The 19,035-nt window shown below is 59.9% G+C and carries 19 protein-coding genes; 12 read left to right on the top strand and 7 right to left on the bottom strand.

Annotated elements, in window-relative coordinates:
* A complete protein-coding gene (locus WMO46_RS14695) occupies positions 1–396 on the top strand; it encodes an acyl-CoA thioesterase (protein ID WP_019152355.1) in 396 nt (131 codons plus the stop codon).
* Here the strand turns inward: WMO46_RS14695 and WMO46_RS14690 are convergent.
* Entirely contained in the window at positions 393–1,301 is a 909-nt protein-coding gene (locus WMO46_RS14690) for a DMT family transporter (RefSeq protein WP_129652206.1), read from the bottom strand. The two genes, WMO46_RS14695 and WMO46_RS14690, sit on opposite strands and share 4 nt — an antisense overlap.
* A gap of 358 nt (positions 1,302–1,659) precedes the next feature.
* On the opposite strand from WMO46_RS14690, the gene WMO46_RS14685 reads away from it, so the two are divergent.
* Entirely contained in the window at positions 1,660–2,598 is a 939-nt protein-coding gene (locus WMO46_RS14685) for a DMT family transporter (RefSeq protein WP_195498064.1), read from the top strand.
* Positions 2,599–2,672: 74 nt separating this feature from the next.
* Here WMO46_RS14685 and WMO46_RS14680 read toward each other — a convergent pair whose 3' ends face one another.
* The 3 genes from WMO46_RS14680 to WMO46_RS14670 are packed head-to-tail and all read right to left on the bottom strand — an operon-like array spanning position 2,673 to position 5,444.
* Entirely contained in the window at positions 2,673–4,073 is a 1,401-nt protein-coding gene (locus WMO46_RS14680) for a CCA tRNA nucleotidyltransferase (protein WP_349094584.1), read from the bottom strand.
* 4 nt (positions 4,074–4,077) lie between these two features.
* Positions 4,078–4,722, bottom strand: coding sequence for a GDSL-type esterase/lipase family protein (locus WMO46_RS14675; RefSeq protein WP_195498062.1), 645 nt, complete (start codon positions 4,720–4,722; stop codon positions 4,078–4,080).
* 5 nt (positions 4,723–4,727) lie between these two features.
* On the bottom strand, positions 4,728–5,444 hold the full coding sequence (locus WMO46_RS14670; RefSeq protein ID WP_195498061.1) for a pyridoxine 5'-phosphate synthase: 717 nt from the start codon (positions 5,442–5,444) through the stop codon (positions 4,728–4,730).
* 182 nt (positions 5,445–5,626) lie between these two features.
* On the opposite strand from WMO46_RS14670, the gene WMO46_RS14665 reads away from it, so the two are divergent.
* From WMO46_RS14665 to WMO46_RS14640, 6 genes are all read left to right on the top strand, one after another.
* A complete protein-coding gene (locus WMO46_RS14665; protein WP_019152362.1) occupies positions 5,627–6,505 on the top strand; it encodes an NAD(+)/NADH kinase in 879 nt (292 codons plus the stop codon).
* Positions 6,506–6,560: 55 nt separating this feature from the next.
* Positions 6,561–7,274, top strand: a complete 714-nt coding sequence (gene uppS, locus WMO46_RS14660) for a polyprenyl diphosphate synthase (RefSeq protein ID WP_019152363.1) — start codon at positions 6,561–6,563, stop codon at positions 7,272–7,274.
* 27 nt (positions 7,275–7,301) lie between these two features.
* Positions 7,302–9,842 (top strand): outer membrane protein assembly factor BamA, encoded by a 2,541-nt coding sequence (gene bamA / locus WMO46_RS14655; protein WP_019152364.1) that lies wholly within the window; start codon positions 7,302–7,304, stop codon positions 9,840–9,842.
* Between the two features lie 95 nt (positions 9,843–9,937).
* Complete coding sequence (locus WMO46_RS14650) at positions 9,938–10,447, top strand: OmpH/Skp family outer membrane protein (RefSeq protein ID WP_019152365.1); 510 nt, start codon at positions 9,938–9,940, stop codon at positions 10,445–10,447.
* Between the two features lie 27 nt (positions 10,448–10,474).
* Entirely contained in the window at positions 10,475–11,017 is a 543-nt protein-coding gene (locus WMO46_RS14645; protein WP_019152366.1) for an OmpH/Skp family outer membrane protein, read from the top strand.
* Positions 11,018–11,216: 199 nt separating this feature from the next.
* Positions 11,217–12,128 carry a helix-turn-helix domain-containing protein gene (locus tag WMO46_RS14640; RefSeq protein ID WP_349094583.1) on the top strand — a complete coding sequence of 304 codons (912 nt, stop codon included), beginning with the start codon at positions 11,217–11,219 and terminating at the stop codon, positions 12,126–12,128.
* A gap of 157 nt (positions 12,129–12,285) precedes the next feature.
* Here the strand turns inward: WMO46_RS14640 and tamL are convergent, their stop codons facing one another.
* Complete coding sequence (gene tamL / locus WMO46_RS14635; RefSeq protein ID WP_349094582.1) at positions 12,286–14,688, bottom strand: translocation and assembly module lipoprotein TamL; 2,403 nt, start codon at positions 14,686–14,688, stop codon at positions 12,286–12,288.
* 4 nt (positions 14,689–14,692) lie between these two features.
* A complete protein-coding gene (locus WMO46_RS14630) occupies positions 14,693–15,439 on the bottom strand; it encodes a nitroreductase family protein (RefSeq protein WP_019152369.1) in 747 nt (248 codons plus the stop codon).
* Positions 15,440–15,571: 132 nt separating this feature from the next.
* Between WMO46_RS14630 and dapF the strand changes: the two genes are divergently transcribed.
* The 4 genes from dapF to WMO46_RS14610 all read left to right on the top strand — a co-directional run bounded on the left by dapF (position 15,572) and on the right by WMO46_RS14610 (position 17,679).
* Positions 15,572–16,378: a diaminopimelate epimerase gene (dapF, locus tag WMO46_RS14625; RefSeq protein ID WP_019152370.1), complete on the top strand. Its 807-nt coding sequence runs from the start codon at positions 15,572–15,574 to the stop codon at positions 16,376–16,378.
* A 19-nt stretch (positions 16,379–16,397) separates the two neighbouring features.
* Positions 16,398–16,592, top strand: coding sequence for a hypothetical protein (locus WMO46_RS14620; RefSeq protein ID WP_019152371.1), 195 nt, complete (start codon positions 16,398–16,400; stop codon positions 16,590–16,592).
* An 11-nt stretch (positions 16,593–16,603) separates the two neighbouring features.
* Complete coding sequence (locus WMO46_RS14615) at positions 16,604–17,413, top strand: alpha/beta fold hydrolase (RefSeq protein WP_278963077.1); 810 nt, start codon at positions 16,604–16,606, stop codon at positions 17,411–17,413.
* 62 nt (positions 17,414–17,475) lie between these two features.
* Positions 17,476–17,679: a zinc ribbon domain-containing protein gene (locus WMO46_RS14610; protein WP_278963078.1), complete on the top strand. Its 204-nt coding sequence runs from the start codon at positions 17,476–17,478 to the stop codon at positions 17,677–17,679.
* A 130-nt stretch (positions 17,680–17,809) separates the two neighbouring features.
* On the opposite strand, the gene WMO46_RS14605 is transcribed toward WMO46_RS14610, so the two are convergent.
* Positions 17,810–18,853, bottom strand: coding sequence for an endonuclease/exonuclease/phosphatase family protein (locus tag WMO46_RS14605; protein ID WP_196016672.1), 1,044 nt, complete (start codon positions 18,851–18,853; stop codon positions 17,810–17,812).
* Positions 18,854–19,035: the final 182 nt, after the last annotated feature.

Below are 19,035 nucleotides of genomic sequence, written 5' to 3'. Positions count from 1 at the left end.
ATGGCCCGCGTACTCGAAACCCCCATTCAGAAACGGTTCTCGGACATCGACCCGTTCCAGCACGTGAACAACGTCTCGCAGCAGATGTATTTCGATGTCGGCAAGACGGAGTATTACGAAAAGATACTGGGCGCGGAGGTGCTGTCGGGCGACCTGCGCATCCTCACCGTCTCGACCGCGACCTCCTACGCAGGGCAGGTGCGGATGCACGACCCGGTGCGCGTGACGACCACCTGCGAACGGATCGGCACGAAAAGCCTGACGCTCTTCCAGCAACTGCTGGTAGGCGAAGAGGTTCGCAGCGAAAGCCGTTCGGTGATGGTGGTCTTCGACTTCGCCCGCCAGCGAAGCGAGCCCGTGCCCGAAGAGTGGCGCCGGCGGCTTCTTGCGGATTAGTGCGGCAGCAGCCCGTCGGACCGCAGCTGCACTTCTCCGTGGCGGACGTAGTATTTATAGCCGACGACGACCAGCACGACCCCCGCGAAGATGAAGGCCAGCGCCGTCATGTTTGCCGCGTTGAAACGCGCCTGACCGCGCGTGACGGCCAGGATGCCGGCGATGAGAGGCTGGATATAACGGTAAAGGGCCGTATGCACGGAGGTCAGTTTTTCCGTACCGCGGTAGAGCAGGTACATCGGCAGGACGGTGCCCAGGATCAGGATATAGGCCAGTTCGGCCTGCGCATAGAGGGGCAGGCGCAGGAACGGCACATGGGCGATGTATTTCCAGAAGAAGGGCGCCGTGACGGCCAGCCCGATGATGTAATACCATCCCATCACGACCAGCGTGCCCAGTTTTTCGAGCTGCGGCTTGATGATCACCGTATTGATGGCGATGGCCACCACGGCGACGAGCACGAACAGGTTGCCCTGCGCCCGGCTGCCGTGGGTGAGCGTGAATCCGTCGCTGAAAAGCAGGATGGCGGCCCCGACCAACGCGCAGACGACACCCACGACGCGGGCCCGGATGTATTTGTGCGGGTGCATCAGGTGGTCCATGATGAGCGTGAAGGCCGGGCCCAGCGTGGCGATGATCGAGGCGTCGATAGGCGTGGTGTAGGACGAGCCCCAGAGCAGCATATACATCCACCCGTAGACGATCAGCAGCGTGACGATCAGGATGTTGCCGGCATCGCGCCACATGATGCGGAACGACTGCTTCGAGAAGAGTGCGAAGGGGATGAAGAAGATCGCCGCCGAGAGCACCTGAAGCATGAAGATCTGCTGGAAGTCGAGGTAATTGCGCGTGAGCGAAACGTAAAACGAGAAATTCGCCCCGAAAAAGACGTTAGCGAAGACCAAATCGAGATTATAGCGCGTTTTACTCACGAAAAGACGATACAGCAATTATCGCACCACCCGGCGTAAGACGCCGGCTTTAGAGGCGACGGTAGGAATTAGGGTTCGGAGCCTGATATGCGCTTCAACCCATTATAAGCCCCACCTCTTAGGTGGGCCCGGCTAAGAGGCGGGGTTTAGGGGCGGCAGGAATTACGGGTCGGAACACAATCTGCGCTACAACCCATTATAAAATCCACCTTTTAGGTGGGCCCGGCTAAAAGGCGGGTTTAAGGGGCGGCAGCAGGAATTACGGGTCGGAGCCTGACACGCGCTTCGACCTAATTAAAAAACGGCTCTTAGCCGGACGGGCAAGAAAAAGATGGACAAAGGAAAACTGAAAGGTCATGCGGCCTTGTGGGCCGCGAACATCGTCTGGGGCCTCAACGCCCCGATCGGCAAAAGCGTGCTTCAGTCCGAGGCGAATCCCGGGGGAATCAGCCCCTTCGCGCTGAGCGTCTACCGCATGGTGGGCGCCGCGCTGCTGTTCTGGGCCGTGTCGCTCTTCTTTCCCCGCGAACGGGTCGCCCCGCGCGACATCGTGCTGCTGCTCTTCGCCTCGGTGTTCGGCATCCAGCTCAACCAGATGCTCTTCCTCTGGGGGCTGTCGCTCACGTCGCCCATCGACACCTCGATCATCGCCACCATCGTCCCCGTGCTGACCATGATACTGGCGACGCTCTTCCTGCGCGAGCCGATCACGTGGCTCAAGGCCGGAGGCGTGTTCCTCGGATGCGCCGGGGCGCTGATCCTCATTCTCGTGAGCCAGCACGGAACGGGCCACACGTCGAGCGTCAAAGGCGACGTGCTCTGCATCGTCAGCGCCGTCAGCTACGCCACCTACCTCACGGCCTTCCGCAACGTGATCGTCCGCTACTCACCCGTGACGACGATGAAATGGATGTTCCTCTTCGCAGCCGTCGCGGCTCTGGCAATCTACTGGCGCCCGCTGACGGAGGTGGACTACGCCGCCGTGTCGCCGCGCATCTGGGGCGGCGTGGCCTACGTGGTCGTCGGCGCGACGTTCTTCTCCTATCTGATGGTTCCCGTGGCGCAGCACCACCTGCGGCCGACGGTCGTGTCGATGTACAACTACGTGCAGCCCATCGTGGCTGTGCTCTTCACCGTGGCCCTCGGGCTCGACACCTTCGGCTTCACCAAAGCCGGGGCCGCGCTGTGCGTCTTCGTCGGGGTGTGGCTGGTGACCAAATCGAAATCCCGGGCACAACTGGATGCCGCCCGTCTGAAAGACGGGGTTTAGGGGCGCCCGCCTAAAAGGTGTTTTTTTGAATTGTTAGCAACGCAGACCTATTCAAGAGCGGTTTTGCGCGTCCGTCACGGTTTCACCTTTGTCAGCCCGCGTTCCGCCGCCAGCCGCTCCATCAGGGCGTAAGCCGCGTCGTATTCGTTGGGAATCTCGCCGTCGAGAATGGCGTTCTTGATGACCTCCTTGATGTCGCCGATCACGCGGCACGGGCCGATGCCGTAGGTCTCCATGATCAGCTCGCCCGTGACCGGAGGCTGGAAATTGCGGATGCGGTCCCGCTCTTCGAGGTCCTTCATCTTGCGGCGCACCAGCTCGAAATTCGCCAGAAAGCGTTTCACCTTGGCGTCGATGCCCGAAGTGATGTCCGCCTCGCACAGGATCATCAGCGACTCCACGTCGTCCCCCGCCTCGAACAGCAGACGCCGCACGGCGGAGTCCGTCACCATGTCTTCGGAGAGGATAATGGGCCGCAGGTGGAGGAAGACGAGCTTCTGCACGAACTTCATGTGCTCGTTCAAAGGCAGTTTCAGCTGCCGGAAAATCCCAGGCACCATCTTCGAGCCCACGACCTCGTGGCCGTGGAACGTCCAGCCCGCCTTCGGGTCGTAGGCTTTGGTCTGCGGCTTGCCGATGTCGTGCAGAATGGCGGCCCAGCGCAGCCACAGGTTGTCCGAACGGCGCGAGACATTGTCCAGCACCTTGAGCGTATGGATGAAGTTGTCCTTATGGGCGTGCTTGCCCCGCTTCTCCACCCCCTTGAGGTTGTGGAGTTCGGGGAAGATCAGCTCCAGCAGCCCCGTGAGTTCCAGCAGTTCGAAGCCCATCGAGGGAACGGGCGAAAGGACGATCTTGTTGAGTTCGGTGACGATGCGTTCGCGCGAAACGATCCGGATGCGCTCCGCGTTGCGGCGGATGGCCTCGAAGGTCTCCTCCTCGATCGTGAAGCCCAGCTGCGCGGCGAACCGCACGGCGCGCATCATGCGCAGCGGGTCGTCCGAAAAGGTGATGTCGGGATCGCACGGCGTGCGGATGATGCAGTCTTCGAGGTCGGACATCCCCTCGAAGGGATCGACCAGTTCGCCGAACGTGGCCTCGTTCAGCGACCACGCCATGGCGTTGATCGTGAAGTCGCGCCGCCGCTGGTCGTCTTCGAGCGTCCCGGGCTCGACCTCGGGTTTGCGCGAATCGCGGGTATAGGACTCCTTGCGGGCCCCCACAAACTCCACTTCGACGCCCCCGGCGCGGACCATCGCCGTGCCGAAGGTCTTGAAGACCGAAACTTTGGCTTTCAGCTCGCGCCCCAGCGCCTCGGCCAGCGCGATACCGCTGCCCACGACCACCACGTCGATGTCGGTCGAGGGACGCCGCAGATAGTGGTCGCGCACGTAGCCCCCGACGACGAAAGCCCTCACGCCCTGCTCGTCGGCAAGACGCGAAATCCGCCGGAATATCGGATTCGTCAGCTTCACCCGGCTATTTCACATGAGGTTTGATGACATCGCGCCACACCAGATAGCCTTCGCCTTTGAGATGCAGTCCGTCGAGCGTGTAACGCTTGTCCAGATTGCCGTTTTCGTCGGCCAGAGCTCCCCAGACATCGAGGTAGGTGACGCCCTTCTCGTCGCACAGCGCTTCGAGCCGCTTGTTCGTCGGCACGATCAGCGGCGCACAGGCTTTGCGGCGCTCGTACCCCGGGAGATCGCCGTTGACGGGCAGGATGCTCTGCACGTAAATCTTGGTCCAGCGCGATTCGGCCTGAAAGCGGTCGATCAGCCGCCCGATGTTGGCCAGCACCTCGTCGGGCGAGGCGCCGGAGATCAGGTCGTTGATGCCGATCATCAGGAAGAGCTTTTTGGGATGCCCCTCGATGATCGGGTCGAGACGTTCGAGCAGCCACCCCGAGCGGTCGCCGCTGATGCCGCGGTTTTTGATGTGGCGGTTATTGAACAGCTCGGCCCACTCGCAGCCGTCGGTGATCGAATTGCCCAGAAAGACGATGTCGCTCGAAAGCACCGGAAGCACCTCGAACAGCGTCCGTCTGCGGAGGTTGTACTCGCTCTGGGCGAACACCGAGCCCGCGGCGAAGAGGGCGGTGAAAAGGATCAGGATACGTTTCATGGTCATCATAATTTAAGTTCGCGCCGGTAGAGCTGCACGGTGTTTTCCAGTCCGTAGTAGAGTGCGTCGCAGATCAGCGCATGGCCGATCGACACCTCGTCGGTCCAGGGAATGCGGCTGACGAAACCGTGCAGGTTCTCCAGCGACAGGTCGTGTCCGGCATTCAGCCCCAGCCCCTGCCGGCGGGCCTCCTCGGCGGCGGCCACATAGGGAGCCGCGGCCCGCTCCGGCCCGTCGGGATACTCCCGCGCATAAGCCTCGGTGTAGAGCTCCACGCGGTCGGCACCGCACGCCTTCGCCCCCGCCACCATCTCCGGAGAGGGGTCCACGAAGATCGAGACCCGGATGCCCTTTTCGTGGAAACGCTGCGTCACGCCGGTCAGGAACTCGCGGTTGGCCACGGTGTCCCATCCGGCGTTCGACGTGATGGCGTCGTGGGCGTCGGGCACGAGGGTCACCTGCGCCGGAACCACCTCCGACACCAGGTCGATGAAGCTCGGAATGGGATTGCCCTCGATATTGAGCTCCGTCGTGAGCACACGTTTCAGGTCGCGCACGTCGTCGTAACGGATATGGCGCGCATCGGGACGCGGATGCACCGTGATGCCGTCGGCTCCGAAACGCTCGATGTCCAGGGCCGCGCGAACCACGTCGGGCAGGTTGCCGCCGCGCGAATTGCGCACCACGGCGATCTTATTGATGTTAACACTCAGCTTTGTCATAAAATCCACTCCATTAAAGAAATACAGGCTCCGGTCCGGACAAGTTCAAATAAATTTGGCTCGTCGCTCACCTTTCACTATATTTGTAGCGATATGCCGCGCCTCCGCGCCGGCCCGCAGACGCCTGCGTCCCGGATTCGGATCGGCGTGGTAAAGTTACTTATTTTTTCGAAACTCCGCCGATGAAAATCATACTTTTTTCCCGCGCGCAGATCGCCCACACCCCCGAGGAGATCCGCCAGTTGTTCGAGGCGATCGACGCATCCGGATTCGATTACGCAGTCAACGAGGAGTTTGCCCCCGTCGTGCGGCAAACCGCCGGAATAGCGCTCCCGCCCGAGAAGGTCTACGGCCGTCACATCGGCGAACAGCCTGCCGGAACCATCATGGTCTGCTACGGAGGCGACGGAACGCTGCTCGAAGGGGTGCACCGCCTCTGCGGAGCCCCGATCCCCGTGATGGGGATCAACGCCGGGCACCTGGGATTCCTGACCAGCGCCCCGAGCGCCGGGCTTGACCTGATATTCAACGACATCGCGGCCGGAAAGATCACCACCGAACCCCGCTCGCTGCTCTCCATCGAGGGCGATTTCGGCGAACAGCCCGACTCGACGCTGGCGCTCAACGAATTCACCGTGCAGCGCCACGGCGCAGGAATGATTTCGGTCGAAACCTACGTTGACGGGCAGATGGTGGCCACCTATCACGGCGACGGGGTGATCGTCTCGACCCCCACGGGATCGACCGCCTATTCGCTCAGCGCCGGAGGACCCGTCGTGGCCCCGACGTGCCGGTGTCTCGTCATCTCGCCCCTCGCCCCCCACAACCTCACGATGCGCCCGGTGGTGATCCCCGATTCGGGTGTCATCTCGCTGCGCGTCAACGCCCGCCGCTCGGCCGCGTTCGTCACGCTGGACGACCGCACCTACCGGATTTCGCACGGCGCGGCCTTCACCGTCAGGCGGGCCGAACAGAAGATTTTTTTGGCCGTGCCGCACAATATATCATTTTACGACACGTTACGGAATAAGATGATGTGGGGAATCGACATCCGCAGTTAATCTTTACTCGTTTTTTCCTTAATTAATAGAATTTTCCCTATATTTGTGCCCTATTATGAGCGAGCAGAAACGCATACCGCAACACGTCGCCATCATCATGGACGGCAACGGCCGCTGGGCCGGGTTGCACGGCAAGGAGCGTTACGAGGGTCATGCCGCAGGCGTGGAGCCCGTGCGGGCGTCGCTGCGCGCTGCCGCCCGCTGGGGCGTGAAATACCTGACGCTCTATGCGTTCTCGACCGAAAACTGGGGACGCCCCTCCGCAGAGGTCGATGCGCTGATGGAGCTTTTCTGCCAGAGCGTCGTGAACGAGACGCCCGAACTGATCCGCCAGGGGGTCGAGGTGCGCATGATCGGCGACCGGAGCCGCTTCTCGGAGAAGGTGCAGAAGTATCTGGCCCAGGCCGAGGAACGGACCGCCGGAGGAAAGACGCTGACGCTGATCCTGGCGCTCAACTACTCGTCGCGCGACGAAATAACGCGCGCCGTGCGGCAGATCGCCCGCCGTGCGGAGGCCGGGGAGATCGCCCCGGGGGAGATCTCCGAAGCCACGATCGGCGCCGCGCTCGACACGGCCCCCTATCCGGACCCCGACCTGATCGTCCGCACCAGCGGCGAACAGCGGCTGAGCAATTTCCTGCTGTGGCAGGCGTCCTACGCCGAATTCTGGTTCCCCGAGGTGCTGTGGCCCGATTTCACGGAGCGGGATTTCGATGCGGCCGTGGAGGAGTACGCACGGCGCGACCGCCGCTTCGGGCTGGTTAAATGATTGAAATTTAGACTATATTTGCAATAGATGAACTATTCCGGTAAGATATTCACGGCAGCAGCGGCCCTCGTGCTTTGCTGCTCGAATATATTCGCCCAGGAGCAGAATCCGCAGGACACGACGGCGGCTCCGAAGCCTGCGGTCTCCGAAAATGCCCCGATGTACAGGAACGACGGCGCACCCAGGCTCTACCACATTCGCAACGTCAATGTCCACGGCGTGCAGTACCTCAATCCCGACATTCTCAAATCGTCCGCCGGACTGATCGAGGGCGATTCGATCTACCTGCCGAGCAACTTCATCTCCAACGCCATCTCGCGGCTCTGGAGCCAGCGGTTTTTCTCGGACGTGAAGATCGGCGCCGAGATCGAGGGCGACAGCCTCGACCTGGAGGTGTTCCTCAAAGAGCGCCCCCGCGTCTACAACTGGGAGTTCGAAGGCATCTCGAAGGGCAAGAAGAAAGACCTTCTGGAGAAGCTCAAACTCAAACGAGGCAGCGAACTATCGGATTACGTCATCGACAAGAACCAGAAGCTCATCAAACAGTACTGGGCCGAAAAGGGTTTCCGCAACACGGAGGTCGGCGTGCGCATCGACAACGACACGCTGCGTCCCGGACAGGCCGTAACCGTCACGTTCCTCATCGACCGCAAGTCGAAGGTCAAGATCGGCAAGATCAACTTCACGGGCAACGAACAGTTCCCGGACAAGCGTCTGCGCCGCACGTTCAAGAAAACCCACCAGAAATCGATCAACTTTTTCAAGGGCGCCAAGCTCAACGAAAGCGACTACGAGAACGACAAGGAGCTGCTGATCGACTTCTACAACTCGAAAGGCTACCGCAACGCGACGATCGTGAGCGACTCGATCTACCCGATCAACGAAAAACGTCTGGGCATCGACATCGACGTTTCGGAGGGCAACAAATACTACATCCGCAACGTGTCGTGGGTCGGCAACTCGGTCTACGAGACCGACGACCTGCAACGCATGTTCGGCGTCAAGAAGGGCGACACCTACGACAAAAAGTCGATGCACAAGCGGCTGGGAATCGGCAAGGAGGAGAACCCCGAAGACATGTCGGTCAAGTCACTCTATCAGAACGAAGGCTACCTGATGTCGCAGATCGAACCCGCCGAGGTCATCATCGCCCCCGACTCGATCGACATCGAAGTCAAGGTGTTCGAAGGCAAGCAGTTCACCATCAACGAAGTCGGCATCACGGGCAACCAGCGCGTCGATGACGAGGTGATCCGCCGCGAGCTGTACACCCGTCCGGGCGAACTTTACAACCGCTCGCTGCTGATGCAGACCATCCGCACGCTGGGTTCGATGGGCCACTTCAACCCCGAGGCGGTCATGCCCGACATCAAACCCGTCACGAACGACCTGGTGAACGTCAACTGGCCCCTCGAAGAGCAGGCTTCCGACCAGTTCAACATCGCCGGCGGCTGGGGCTCGGGCACGTTCGTGGGCTCGGTGGGCATCACGCTGAACAACCTTTCGATCAAGAACACCTTCAAGAAAGGTGCATGGCGCCCCTACCCGATGGGCCAGAACCAGCGGCTGTCGCTCTCGGCGCAGACCAACGGCACCTATTACAAGGCTTTCGCGTTCAGTTTCACCGACCCCTGGATGGGCGGCAAGAAACCCAACTCGTTCACCCTCTCGGCACACTTCTCCGAGCAGAACAACGCCTACTACGTATGGCAGTCGGCGACGCAGTATTTCCGCACCTACGGCGTGGCCGCCGGTCTGGGCAAGCGGCTGAACTGGCCCGACCCCTACTTCACGTTCTACGCCGAGGCCAACTACGAGCGCTACAACCTGAAAAACTGGACGGGATTCGTCGTGGAGAACGGCAACTCGAACCTGCTGTCGCTCAAACTGGTGCTGGCCCGCAACTCGGTGGACCAGCCGATCTACCCGCGCCGCGGCTCGGAGTTCAGCGCCTCGGTGCAAGCCACGCTCCCCTACTCGCTCTGGGACGGTAAGGATTACAGCGACCAGTCGATGTCCGATCAGGACCGCTACCGCTGGATCGAGTTCCACAAATGGCAGTTCAAGGCGCAGTGGTTCCAGGGATTCCTGCGCAACTCGAACCTCGTGCTGATGCTCAAAGCCGAGATGGGATACCTCGGAAGCTACAACAAGAACAAGGTTTCGCCTTTCCAGCGCTTCGAGGTCGGCGGCGACGGCATGTCGGGATACAACATATACGGTATCGACATCATCGCCATGCGCGGTTACGAGGACGGTGCGCTCGACCCGTCGAGCTACTACTCCCGCGGCTACAACAAATACACCGCCGAGCTGCGCTACCCGATCATCCTGAAACCTTCGTCGCAGATCTACGTGCTCGGATTCCTCGAGGGCGGTAACGCATTCGACTCGTGGAAGAAGTTCTCGCCCTTCCGGATCAAGCGTTCGGCCGGCTTCGGCGTCCGCCTCTATCTGCCCGTGGTGGGTATGCTCGGCATCGACTGGGGCTACGGATTCGATCCCCCCGCGAACTCCACGACCAAGAGCGGCAGCCAGTTCCACTTCGTCCTCGGTCAGCAGTTCTAAAAAAGGCCTTGTGGCAATAAATTTGAAAGAAAAGAGTTATATTTACAGCACGAACCCGGGAAACCGGCTGAATATTAACTTAAAATAACAGGATTATGAAACGGCTGATTTTAATCGCGGCATTCATTCTGACGGCAGGAACCCTCGCGGCCCAGAACTACATAATCGTCAACAGCGAAAAAGTCTTCAAGTCGATCGACGCCTACAACACGGCCATATCCGATCTGGACAAACTCGCCAAACAGTACCAGACGCAGGTGGATACCAAGTTCAACGAGGTCGAGACGCTCTACAACAACTATCAGGTTCAGAAAACGTCGCTTTCGGCCGCAGCGCGTCAGGTGCGTGAAAACGCCATCCTCCAAAAAGAAAAGGAGGCCCAGGAGTATCAGGAGAGCCTGTTCGGACAGGAAGGCACACTGATGAAAAAACGGGTCGAGATGATCTCTCCGATCCAGAAGCAGGTCTTCGCGGCCATCGAAGCCTACGCCAAGCAGGTCGGGGCCGACCTGGTGTTCGATTCGGCGAACAATCCCACGCTGCTCTACAACAACCCCGCGGTCGAGCGGACGCAGCAGGTGATCGACGCCCTGAAAAAGAAATGACATCAAAACATTAACTGATAAATTCGTATGAAAAAAGCAATCAAACTGACCCTCGCTGTTGCGCTGGTTATGGGCTCCACGTCGCTTTTCGCTCAGAAATTCGGCCGCATCAACACCCAGGAGATCATCATGGCGATGCCCGAAACCAAGACCATGCAGGAAAACATGGAGACCTACGCCAAGGAGCTGCAAGACAACATCGAAACGATGAACGTCGAGTTCAACACCAAATTGCAGGATTTCCAAAAGAACTACAACACCTTCAGCGATGCCATCAAGGAGATGAAGGAGAAGGAGTTGCAGGACATGCAGAACCGCACCCGCGAATTCCAGGAGCGCGCACAGCAGGACTATCAGAAAAAACAGAACGAACTGCTCGGCCCGATCATCGAGAAGGCCAAGGCGGCTATCGACAAGGTTTCGGCCGCAAATGCCTATACGGTCGTATTCGACACCTCGACCGGCTCGCTGGCCTATTTCGACGAGGCGACGCTGACCGACATCGCCCCCCAGGTGAAGAAAGAGCTCGGTATCACCGACGCTCCGGCAGCAGCCCCCGCAGCCAAATAAAAACGCTCTGCGGAGCGATTCCGCAGAATCCGAACAATTTTACCTGCCTCAGGAGTGCCGGCCGACAGCGACCGGCGCTCCTTTTTCATGCGCCATAGTTCAAAAACACGCCCGAGGTGATCGAAAAGACGGATAATCGAACCATATGAACCATGCGGAATGATTTTATTACTATATTTGTCGGAAATCGAGTGAAACTATGAACAGCAAAGACGCAGAAACTCCGATCACCAGCTTCACCCTCAGCAAGCTGATCGCCATGTCCGGCGGCGAGAAACGCCCCGACCCGCTGGGGGAATGCATCGCCACCAGCAGCGCCGCGCAAATGGAGGTATTCCGGTTTCCGGGACGCCTCGACGCTTTCGTCATCGGCGTGGGAACCGAAGGCGAAACGACCTTCACCTCCAACCTGAAAGAATACCGGCTGAAAAAGGACTCGCTCTTCATCGTCGGACCGAAGCATATCCTGCAAATACAGTCCAACAACAGCTTCAAGGCGCATGTCCTCGTCATCTCGCCGGACTTCCTGCGCCGCATCAACATCGACACCAAACACCTGATGCCGCTCTTCCTGCAATTCGGATCGCGGCACTGCATGGAGCTCACCCACGCCGAATGCCAGTCGCTGCGCAGCTTCATCTCGATGGTCGAACAGGAACTCGAAGGTCCCGAAACCGACTTTGCGATCGAGATCGTCAGCGAACTGATCGCGGCGACGATTTATAAGGTCGGCGACATCCTGACTCACTACATGGAGAAGCATCCCGAGATGGACAATCCCGTGCACAACCGGGCCGAGGAGTATTTCAAGCAGTTCACCGAGCTGCTCGGCGAACACTACACGCGCGAACGCAGCGTGGGTTACTACGCCCGGCAGCTCTGCATCACGCCCAAATACCTCACGACGCTCATCAAACGCATCAGCGGCAAATCGGTGTCGGAATGGATCGACAGCTACGTCATCCTCGAAGCCAAAACGCTGCTCAAATACTCGAACATGAGCGTCCAAGAGATCGCCTATTACCTCAATTTCCCCAACCAGTCGTTCTTCGGCAGCTACTTCAAGCGCAATACAGGCATGTCGCCGTCGCAGTACAAGGCCAAGCAATAGCGAAAGGCCCGGTTTCAGAAGAGGCCGAAACCGGGCTTTCGATCAGTGCGGTGCGGCTGTCGTGCATCGAGAAAGATCCCCGGACGGGACGTACTTCGGGACTGCCTTCCGGGGATTCGAGCGATGTGCGGCAGGTGCGCCGCAATCATCGAAAACATCAGAACGGATAGCCGACGCCGAAATTCAGCGCCGTATTCTTCCAGCGGAAATTGTGAATCCACCGCTCGCCGGCGGGATTGTTGGGATTATGGAGCTGGATGCCCCAGTCGAGGCGCAGCACGGCGAATTTGATGTCGAAGCGCAGGCCCAGTCCCGTGTTGAATCCCAACTGTTTGTAGAACCGATCGAAGCGGAAGACCGCATCGTCCGAATACTCCTTCGGATTCTCCCGGATATACCAGATATTGCCCAGATCGAAGAAGGTCGCCCCGTGGATGATCCCCCAGACCGGGAAGCGCAGTTCGAGGTTGGCCTCCAGCTTCACGTCGCCGGTCTGCACCGGATAGTCGTTGCGGGGATCGGGTACCGACCCCTGTCCGAGGGTCCGGGGCGTCCAGCCGCGCATGCCGTTGCTGCCGCCGCAGTAGAACTGGCGGTCGAACGGCACGGAGGAGGAGTTGCCGTAGGCCATCGCCACGCCTCCGTAGAGGCGCCCGACGAGCGCCGTCACGTCGCCCAGCATGATTTTCCGGCTGACGCTCAGGTCCGAACGGAAATACTGCGAATAACGGATGCCGAAGATCGAATAGTAGTCCTTGTCCCGGGCCGGGGAGAAGAACATGTGTTCGACGGCGTCGATCAGGTTGCCGGCGGTCTCGGCGTTGAAACGGATATTCGTGGCGTTGCCTCCGAGATTCTTGCGCTGGTTGTTGTAACTGTAACCGAACGAAAGGCCGCCGATGAACTGCGTCGTGAAACTTTCGAGCAGGTAGCGGTTCTGGGTGAGCTGCGGCTCGCCGTCGGGACCGGAGTTGTTGACCATCAGGAACGAGGCGTCGAGGTCGTTCACATCGACCACGTTAATGTCGATCGGCCGAAGCGAGAACGACGAATAACGGTCGTTGGTCCACATGTAGGTGATGCCGGCGCTGGAAAGCGTGCGGCGATAGTAGGGACGGTCCTGGAAATTGACCGACAGTTCGATCTTGGTCCGGGGCTGGTTCACCGAGCGGAAACGCCCCGGCAGCAGAAAGCGCGGGAACGTGAGGCCCGTGGTGACGCCGAACTCCGTGGCCCGCTTCTTCTTGGCATCGGGGGCCTTCATAAACTCGTAGCCCGCCGTGAAGGAGATGTCGAACGACTCCGCCCCGCGGAAGATGTTGCGGTTCTGGTAGCCGAGGGTGGCTTTCAGCCCGTAGAAACTCGACGTGGTGCTCCCCTCGAGATCGACCTTGACGCTCTGTTTGAGCGTCGGCGTGCAGAGGATGTTGCACGTGAGGTACCCCTCGCGGGTGTAGAGTGTCCGGGTCGAATCGGCCGTCGCACCGATGAAGGAGACATAGTTGTCGGCGTCGTCCGCCGGCCGGGCCTGCTCCTCGAAGGCGATCCGGGCGCTTTTGAAATACCCGAGGGCCATCAGGTCGGAGTAGGCGCGGTTGACCTGCGCCGAGTTGTAGACATAGTTGGGATAGAGCGGCACGGCCTGCCGGAGCACCGACGGGCGCAGATTGGGACGCTTCTCGTAGATGATGTTCAGACCCCGGTAATAGAGCGTATCGAGGCGCGAGACCAGCGTGGTGTCGGTCCGCGCGACGGTCGGATCGTAGTCCGGAAAGATGTTGATCCGGTCGATGCGGTAGACCATGTTGTTGTCCATGACGGCCTGCCCGCGTGCGTTGTAACCGGTGAGATACTGCTTGACGACCACGCGCAGATCGACCTCGCGGTTGCCGCCCAGCGTGTCGGCCCAGAACATGATGTTATTGACCGAAAAATTGTAGTACCCCCGTTCCTTGAGGTAGGAGGTGATGCGCTCCCGCTCGGCGTCGAGCACCGTGACATCGTAGATGTCCCCCCGGCGGAGCAGCGTGCGCGCCGTATCGGGCAGCACGATCTGTTCGAGGAACTCGTCCTGGAATTCGTAGGAGATCGAGTCGATGCGGTAGGGTTCGCCCTGATGCGTGCGGTAGGTGATCCGGGCGCGCTTGCGGCGCGACGTGGTATCAACCTCGAACGAAGCCCGCGAGTCGAAAAACCCTTTCGAATCCATGTAGACTTTCAGATTCTCGGCGCTCTTCTCCGTCAGTCCCGTTTCCAGCAGCACGGGCGCCTGCCCGATCTTGCGCTTCCAGTTATTCCAGCGGTTGTCTTTCGCCGGATCGGCCTGTTCGTACAGCCAGACATAGAAATTGGTCCCGAGGAAGCGCTTGTTGGGAGTCTGACGCACGTATTTCTCCAAATCGGAGGCCGTGATACGGTCCCTGCGGGGCGTCGATTCGTCGTCCTCGATCTTCACCCGCTGCACGAGGTACTGCCCTTCGGGAATGTGCCGCGTGACGCTGCAAGCCGGGCCGAGAAGGCCCAGCGCCGCGGCGGCGAATATGCGGCACACCCTGCGCACAACGTCAGTTGTTGAAGAATCCCTTCTCTTTCAGCAGGGCGAAATAGGATTTCGAAATGGCGAGGTTGTCCTTGCGCACGTAGCGGCGCTCGGTGAAGATCTTCGCCAGATTCGGCAATCCGTTCTCCTCCAGCAGGCGCTTCGTGAGATCCGACTCCTCGCGTTCGGCCCACAGCTCGTCGATCTCGGCAGCGGTATAGTCGGTGTACTTTTCGTAGTGAACCACGGCTTCCAGCGGCAGGCGGTCGGTCAGTGCGGGCGATTCGTCGGGATAGCCCATGACGACGGTCGTGACGGGAATAACCCCCTTCGGAAGCTCCAGAATCCGCGAAATGTCGCCCGCGGTGTAGATCGTCGTGCCGAGGTAGCAGATGCCCAGTCCGTGCATCTCGGCCTCGACGCAGAGGTTCTGCGCCGCCAGCAGGGCGTCGGTCGAAGCGTTCAGGAACCAGGCGAAATTGTCGTAGGCGGGATCGGCGTCGCGCTGCTCGCACCACATCGTGAAGCGGTGCACGTCGGCGCAGACGGTCACCACGCACGGAGCCTCGCAGACCATCGGCTGATTGAAATGACACGGAGCGAGCCGCTCACGCAGCGCCCGGTCGCGGGTCACCACCAGCGAATAGAGCTGCATGTTGCCGCAGGTCGAGGCACGCGAGGCAGCTTCGAGACACTCTTGCAAAAGCTCCTCGGGAATGGGCGTCGGCAGGAACTTGCGTATCGAACGATGCTTGAAAAGCACACTTTTCATAACGAAAATAATTTGAACCGGTGTGAAAATGACATAACCCGCGTGCCGGCGGGCAGCTCCGCGGATATTTTTCACAAAATTAGCAAAACTTTTAGAAGTTTTACTATTTTTGCGAATACATAACTCCCCGAAATGAGGACGGAATTCACGAAATACGAGGGTGCGGGCAACGACTTCATCCTGATCGACAACCGCGACGGCGTCTTCACGCCCGAGGCGGAGGCGATCGCCCGCCTGTGCGACCGCCATTTCGGCATCGGCGCCGACGGAGTGATGACCCTCGCGCGCAGCGCCGAGATCGACTGCTCGATGCGTTACTACAACGCCGACGGGTCGGAAGGCGAGATGTGCGGCAACGGCGCCCGCTGCTTCGCGCTGTTCGCCGAGCACCTCGGCATCGGCGGCGAAACCAAATACTTCGACGCCGCGGACGGACTCCATACCGCCCGAATCCGCCGCTCGAAAGGCCCCGCAGGCGAAATCGAGCTGGGAATGACCGCCGTCCGGGAGATCCGCACGGGCGACGGCTGGTGGTTTCTCAACACGGGAGTGCCCCACTACGTAGAGTTCGTCGATGACCTCGCCGCGACAGATGTCATCGGCCGCGGCCGCATCATCCGCCGCGACACGGCCCGCTTCCCGCAGGGCACGAACGTCAATTTCGTGCAGGTCACGGGCGACGGCACGATCCGCGTGCGCACCTACGAACGCGGCGTGGAAAACGAGACGCTCGCCTGCGGAACGGGAGCCACGGCAGCCGCCATCGTCGCCAATTTCGCCCTCCAGCCCCGGACCGTCCGCTATGCGGTTTCGGTCCCCGGAGGAGAACTTGCGGTACGGTTTTCGCATGAACCGGGAACACAGACCTACACGGACATCCGACTGACCGGACCGGCACGCCGGGTCTTCGGAGGGGTGTTCGACAGCGAAAATTTCTAAACAAACCAAGTTTTTCCCCATGAAAACAGTAAAGGGAATCCGCGAACACGAGGCGGACGAACTTCGGAAAGCCAAACGCCTCGAACCGATGCGCAAGAGCGGCAAGGAGCGCCACTCGCTTTACAGCACGCTCGACGAGGACGACGACGAAGCCTACACACCCTACGTCAAACGCGAATCGGCGCTCGACTACTTCGACGAAGAGGAGGAATAAACGCGAATCCCATGATCGACAAATTCATTATGGCAGGCCCCACGGCCCTGCACGTCTGCGATTCCCAGCAGGGAGACCGATGCGTCGTATTGCTGCACGGCTATCTTGAATCCATGCTCGTATGGGAAGATTTCATCCCATTCCTCTACAAGGAGGTGCGGGTGGTTACGTTGGACCTGCCCGGCCACGGCATCTCGGTCGTCGCGGGCGAGGAACATCCGATGGAGTTTCTGGCCGACACCGTGGCCGACGGGCTTCGGGAGCTGGGGATCGAACGCTGCACGCTCGTGGGACACTCGATGGGCGGCTACGTCGCGCTGGCTTTCTGCGAACGCCATCCCGAGATGCTCGACGGTCTGGTGCTGCTCAGCTCGACGCCCAATGCCGACACTCCGGAGAAGGCCGAAAACCGCCGCCGCGAAATCGCGCTCGTGAAGGCCGGCAAAAAGGAGCTGCTGGCCCGTGTAGCTCCCGAAGCGGGCTTTGCCGAAGAGAACCGCCCCCGGATGAAAGACTATATCGAAGATCTCACCGAACAGGTTTTCGTCACCGAAGACGAAGGGATCGTCGCCCTGCTGAACGGGATGATCGCCCGCAAAGACCGCAACGCAATGCTGCGCGAAACGAAAGTCCCCGTGCTGTTCATCCTCGGCCGCAAGGACGGCTACATCCCGGTCGAAGCCGCCGAGAAAATGGTTGCCGAACATCCCGAAGCGCAAGTCGTATGGCTCGAAAATTCGGGACACATGGGCTTCCTCGAAGAGCCCGAGACCACAGCGCAGGCGATTCTCGGATTCGTCCGGGCGGAAAAACGGTCTTGAGAAAGCCGATTTATACGTCCGCAACGCAGCCGGAAACAACATAGAATAGGACGCCCGAAAAGATGATTTTCTGCCAGAGCTGCGGCATGCCCATGACAGCCCCGGAACATTTCGGCGCCGAAGCCGACGGAAGTCCCAGCTCCGAAACGATCAAAAGAGAGGGCAAGGCACTCGAAATCGGCTCGGGGCATAACTCCATGTCGCGTTCCGAGATCATCAATCCGCGTTCACGCCGGACGACACGCACCGCTGCGGGGAGATTCTGACTTGTCCCCATCAGCAGTCCATCCAAGCTGTCAGGGCCGGAAAACCTCTCTTCCGAAGTTCAAATTCACAACAGACAACGCTGCAATGATCGCCACGGCGGGATATTACCGCTATGAGCCCGAAGAAAATTTATTCCCCGCCAAGTGCGAAAGTCGCCAATACGCCCTTATGATCCGTAGGCCAGACGCCTAACGGTTCGATGAACGCATCTTCGCCCGTCTCGCGGACCCGCTCGCTCCGCACGATTGACGACGACGGCCCCACGACCTCGACTCGCTTCGGCACGAAAACCCCGCCCGGCAGGTAATAGATGAAGTCGATGCGGTCCCGCTCGTCGGCATCGGGAGCCCATGTCAGTTTTTCGACCGCCGTCGCCGGATTGTCGGCGGGATAGGTGAAGCCCGGATGCGTCGCCGGATCGGGATGAAGCAGCCGGTACACGTCGCGGAATCCGGCGTCATAGAGCCGCACGGAGCAGTCCCAGGGAACGACGCAACCGTTGTGATCCCACATTCCGCACGTCGCGTCGGTCCAGTCCAAGTGCGACGGCTCGTTGAAATCCCCGGCCAGCAGGATCAGGTCGGCCCGCTCACGGGAAACTTCTTCGAGAAACGCCGCGACGGCCTCGTCGCGTGTAGACGCACGGTTCATCCGTAAAACAGCCTCCGGATTGCCGTCCGGAGCCGGCAATTTCTTCCACGTAACGCCGTCATAACCGCGCGGCAGGTAGCAGGCGTAATGCGTATAGTCCAAATGGGCCGGATAGAGCAGTACGTCGCGGCCCCCGACATCTATGCGCACCTTCATATCGACACCGCCCGGAACCGTGAATAGCCCCGTTACGACCTCTTCGATCGGATATTTCGACAACACACAGACATCGGTTCCCTGTACCCCGGTACAACGTCCCGAAGCTCCGTACCACGTCTGTCCCCGCCGTTTCAACGCTTCGACCAACCGTTCGGAAGTAACCCCATGATGGTTGTTGACTTCACACAAAGCGACAATATGCGCATCGAGGCGGACGATCTCATCGGTCAGGGCATCGAAAGCCCCCGGCACGACCGTAGCGTCGCCCCAGATATTGAGTTGAAACACCCGCAGTTCGCAGGATTTTCCGCTGACGCAGCCGATACAGCCTAACAGCAGAAAAAGAATCAGATTGCGCATCATAACCAAATTCATCTTTTTGTAAATCCTCTCCGGACATAGCGGAACCTTCGCGCCTCCCCCCCCCGATAAGGAAAGAAGAAAGCCGGCCCCTTTATCAGGGACCGGCTTGAAGAGGCGGCTACCTACTCTCCCACGGGAAAACCGCAGTACCATCGGCGTTAGTGAGCTTAACTTCTCTGTTC

It is taken from the genome of Alistipes intestinihominis (assembly GCF_040095975.1).
GTDB lineage: Bacteria > Bacteroidota > Bacteroidia > Bacteroidales > Rikenellaceae > Alistipes > Alistipes senegalensis.
The sequence above is the reverse complement of the archived record's forward strand: the minus strand, read 5'-3'. Positions and strand labels throughout refer to the sequence as shown.

Coding starts and splice junctions, on each gene's coding strand:
- WMO46_RS14695 (WP_019152355.1), top strand. CDS start 1: ATGGCCCGCGTACTCGAAACCCCCATTCAGAAACGGTTCTCGGACATC.
- WMO46_RS14685 (WP_195498064.1), top strand. CDS start 1,660: ATGGACAAAGGAAAACTGAAAGGTCATGCGGCCTTGTGGGCCGCGAAC.
- WMO46_RS14675 (WP_195498062.1), bottom strand. CDS start 4,722: ATGAAACGTATCCTGATCCTTTTCACCGCCCTCTTCGCCGCGGGCTCG.
- WMO46_RS14670 (WP_195498061.1), bottom strand. CDS start 5,444: ATGACAAAGCTGAGTGTTAACATCAATAAGATCGCCGTGGTGCGCAAT.
- WMO46_RS14665 (WP_019152362.1), top strand. CDS start 5,627: ATGAAAATCATACTTTTTTCCCGCGCGCAGATCGCCCACACCCCCGAG.
- uppS (WP_019152363.1), top strand. CDS start 6,561: ATGAGCGAGCAGAAACGCATACCGCAACACGTCGCCATCATCATGGAC.
- bamA (WP_019152364.1), top strand. CDS start 7,302: ATGAACTATTCCGGTAAGATATTCACGGCAGCAGCGGCCCTCGTGCTT.
- WMO46_RS14650 (WP_019152365.1), top strand. CDS start 9,938: ATGAAACGGCTGATTTTAATCGCGGCATTCATTCTGACGGCAGGAACC.
- WMO46_RS14645 (WP_019152366.1), top strand. CDS start 10,475: ATGAAAAAAGCAATCAAACTGACCCTCGCTGTTGCGCTGGTTATGGGC.
- WMO46_RS14640 (WP_349094583.1), top strand. CDS start 11,217: ATGAACAGCAAAGACGCAGAAACTCCGATCACCAGCTTCACCCTCAGC.
- WMO46_RS14630 (WP_019152369.1), bottom strand. CDS start 15,439: ATGAAAAGTGTGCTTTTCAAGCATCGTTCGATACGCAAGTTCCTGCCG.
- dapF (WP_019152370.1), top strand. CDS start 15,572: ATGAGGACGGAATTCACGAAATACGAGGGTGCGGGCAACGACTTCATC.
- WMO46_RS14620 (WP_019152371.1), top strand. CDS start 16,398: ATGAAAACAGTAAAGGGAATCCGCGAACACGAGGCGGACGAACTTCGG.
- WMO46_RS14615 (WP_278963077.1), top strand. CDS start 16,604: ATGATCGACAAATTCATTATGGCAGGCCCCACGGCCCTGCACGTCTGC.
- WMO46_RS14610 (WP_278963078.1), top strand. CDS start 17,476: ATGATTTTCTGCCAGAGCTGCGGCATGCCCATGACAGCCCCGGAACAT.
- WMO46_RS14605 (WP_196016672.1), bottom strand. CDS start 18,853: ATGATGCGCAATCTGATTCTTTTTCTGCTGTTAGGCTGTATCGGCTGC.